General features: G+C 60.6%; 2 protein-coding genes. Both read left to right on the forward strand.

From position 1 onward, the window contains the following. Positions 1–156 (forward strand): DUF892 family protein (locus NKJ26_RS33450; protein WP_352700122.1); only part of this gene is annotated, 156 nt, incomplete at its 5' end. Positions 157–404: 248 nt separating this feature from the next. Further along, on the forward strand, positions 405–709 hold a 305-nt coding region (locus NKJ26_RS33455), incomplete at its 3' end, for a YciE/YciF ferroxidase family protein (protein ID WP_352700120.1).

A 709-nucleotide genomic window follows, 5' to 3' on the forward strand; every position in this document is an offset into this window, starting at 1 on the left:
TACGGGACACTGGTCACCTGGGCTGGGCTCCTCGGTCTGAAGGATGCGATTCCTCTGCTTGAGCAGACGCTCGAGGAAGAAAAGGCGACGGACGAAGCGCTGACGCAGCTCGGAGAGACCGGCGTGAACGAAAGGGCAATGCAGCAAGCCGCATAGACCCGGCCCGCTGACGCCGAGCGAGAAAACCAACTGCCCTGAATCTCAGAGGAAACGTGCCGTCGATGGCGGCGCGTTTGGAGCCTTGACTGCATCGGAGCAGGGCTCTTTTGGGGACTTCTCGGCTGTCACGGCAGCGGCCATCGCCTCGGATCCGGAGGCCAGTTCGCATGTTTGTTCTTCGGCTGAGCCGACGAGGAACAATATCTCTTCTTGAAAGTTCGATCTGATCATCAAGGAGAAACGAAATGTCGGAATCGCGTGAATGGCTTGTCCAATGGCTCAGGGATGCGCACGCCATGGAGGAGCAGGCCGAGACCATGCTGAACGGGCAGTTGAAGCGTATAGAGAGCTATCCGGAACTGCGTGGGCGGATCCGGCAGCACCTCGATGAAACCAGGCAGCAGGCCGCTCGGCTCAAGACCTGTCTCGACCGCATCGGGCAAGGGTCCTCCACGCTGAAGGATGCCGGCGGCAAGCTGACGGCAATGGCGCAGTCGCTGAGCGGCGTCTTCGCCGGGGACGAGGTGATGAAGGGATCGCTCGCTAGCTA

This window comes from Mesorhizobium sp. M0152, from assembly GCF_040322415.1.
Taxonomy (GTDB): Bacteria; Pseudomonadota; Alphaproteobacteria; order Rhizobiales; family Rhizobiaceae; genus Mesorhizobium.